Source organism: Streptomyces sp. NPDC044984, assembly GCF_040646935.1.
Lineage (GTDB): Bacteria > Actinomycetota > Actinomycetes > Streptomycetales > Streptomycetaceae > Streptomyces.
On record NZ_JBEZBE010000003.1, the window covers coordinates 86,916 to 89,313 of the forward strand.

The 2,398-nt window shown below is 73.5% G+C and carries 1 protein-coding gene and 1 pseudogene; both read left to right on the forward strand.

Features of this window, described 5'->3' with window-relative positions; all coding sequences use genetic code 11:
* Window positions 1-1,876 (forward strand): annotated as a pseudogene (locus AB0A94_RS04380) (hypothetical protein); the annotation flags it as partial.
* Between the two features lie 16 nt (window positions 1,877-1,892).
* The gene (locus AB0A94_RS04385; RefSeq protein ID WP_361738675.1) at window positions 1,893-2,384 is read left to right on the forward strand and encodes a YbaB/EbfC family nucleoid-associated protein; all 492 of its coding nucleotides are present in this window, start codon (window positions 1,893-1,895) and stop codon (window positions 2,382-2,384) included.
* Window positions 2,385-2,398: the final 14 nt, after the last annotated feature.

Consider the following 2,398-nt stretch of genomic DNA (forward strand, 5'->3'; position numbering starts at 1 on the left):
GGCCAAGGCGGAGCAGGCCGCCGCCAAGGCGGAGGCCGAGAAGGAGAAGGCCGAAGCCAAGGCCGAACAGGAGAAGGAGAAGGCGGAGGCCAAGGCGGAGCAGGCCGCCGCCAAGGCGGAGGCCGAGAAGGAGAAGGCCGAAGCCAAGGCCGAACAGGAGAAGGAGAAGGCGGAGGCCAAGGCCGAGCAGGCCGCCGCCAAGGCGGAGGCCCAGCAACAGCAGGCGTTCGTCCTCGCGCAGAACCAGAAGGCTCAGGACGAGGCGAAGAAGGAACGGGAACGGGCCGCGGCCCAGGCCGAAGCCGACCGCGCCGAGGCCAAGGCGGAGCAGGAGGCCGCCAAGGAAGAGGCGGCGAAGGAGAAGGCCGCGGCCAAGGCCGAGCAGGAGGCCGCGAAGACCGAGGCCAAGGCCGAGCAGGAGGCGGCCAAGGCGGAGGCCGAGAAGGAGAAAGCGGAGGCCAAGGCCGAGCAGGAGAAGGAGAAGGCCGAAGCGAAGGCCGAGCAGGCCGCCGCCAGGGAAGAGGCCGAGAAGGAGAAGGCCGCGGCCAAGGCCGAGCAGGAGGCCGCGAAGGCCGAGGCGAAGCAGGAGCAGGCGGCCGCCAGGGCCGAGGCGAAGCAGGAGCAGGCGGCCGCCAGGGCCGAGGCGGCGCAGGAGAAGGCCGCGGCCAAGGCCGAGCAGGAGGCCGCGAAGGCGGAGGCCGACGCCGAGCGGGAAGCCGCCAAGCGGGAACAGTCCGACGCGCAGTCCAGGGCGGAGGCCCAGCAGGAGGAGGCCCGCCGCGAGGCCCTGCGGGAGCAGCAGCAGGCCAGGCTGGATGCCGAGAACGCCAAGGCCGAGGCGCAGGCCGACTACGAGCAGCAGAAGGCCGAGGCCCGCGCCGAGCGCGACGCCGCCCTCCAGGAGGCCGACCGCCAGGAGGCGGCGGCGCGACAGGAGTACGAGCAGGAGAAGGCCGAGGCCCAGGAGCAGCGGGACCAGGCGCGCCAGGACGCCGAACAGGAACGTGCCGAGGCACGCCGGGAGTACGAGCGGGACATCGCCGCCGGCACCGACGAGAAAGAGGCCCGCGAGGAGTACGACCGGCGGATCGAGGAGATCGACGCCGCCGAACGGGAGGCCCTCGAACGGGCGGACGCCGCCGAGGCCCAGGCCAGGAGCGAGTACGACCAGGCGAAGGCCGACGCCCGGGCGGAACGGGAAGAGGCGCGCACCGAGGCCGAACAGGCGCGCAAGGACGCCAAGGCCGACTACGACCAGCGCATGCGCGGCATCCAGGCCGAGTACGACAGGATCAACGCCGATCAGAAGAACATCGACGAGCTGATCCGGCAGCGCATCGCCGACCTCCCCGAGCCCCCCGACCTCTCCGCCTACAACCCGGGCGGCTCCGCGGGATCGGCGGGCTCCGCCTATTCCTCCGCGTTCGACGACAACCTCTACAACCAGGACGACCTCGCCTCGGCGCTCGGCCGTCCGCAGGGCGGCGACGCCCTGGCGGGCGCCTCCTCCGGCGGCACCGGCACGGGATCGGGGTCGCCGGGGATGTACCCGCCGATGGCGCGCGGCGTGGGCGGTGAGGCCGGCGGCAACTCCGGCGAGCGCACCAGGACCGTCATCGAGCCCGGGGTCGGCCGCTCCGGCCGGCCGGTCGCCGCGCAGACCGTCGACGACGAGGAGCACCGCGTCGTCCCCAGGACCACGCAGACCAGCAGCAGCACGCCCTTCATGCCGCCGATGGGACCCATGGGCGGGGCGGGGGCGGGAGACAGGCCGCAGACGGAGAGCGGGGACAGGGAACGGACCACGTGGCTGGCCGAGGACGAGGACGTCTGGGGCACCGACGAGGGCGGCGCGCCGCAGGCCCTGGGACGTTGAGAGGAAGGGGACCGGGATGAGCCGGCCGATGGAGGACCGGGTGGCCCAGGCGATGGCCCACCTCAAGGCGGCGGAGCAGGCCGCGGCCTCGGCACGCGCCGAACTGGACGCGGCCTCGGTCACCGCACGCTCGACGGACCGGTCGGTCCGGGTCTCGGTCGGGGCGAAGGGTGAGCTGACCAGCCTGGAGTTCCTCGACGGCAAGTACCGGAGCATGGCCGCAGCCCAGCTCTCAGCGGCGGTGCTGGAGGCCGCGAACAAGGCGCGGGCCGAGATGGCCCGCCGGGTCGTCGCCACACTCGACCCGCTCACCAGGATGACCGCGCGCGGCGCCGCCCCGGAACGGATGGGCGTCGACTGGGAGTCCCTCTTCGGAACGCTGCTCAGCGAGACCGAAGTGGCGAAGGGGCCCACGGCGATGAGCAGGCTCCGCGACGAGATCGTCGAGGACGACGAGGAACCCGTCGCCCCGCCCCGGGGCGCAGGCGACGGACGACGGGAACGGTAGGAGGGCGCGTAACC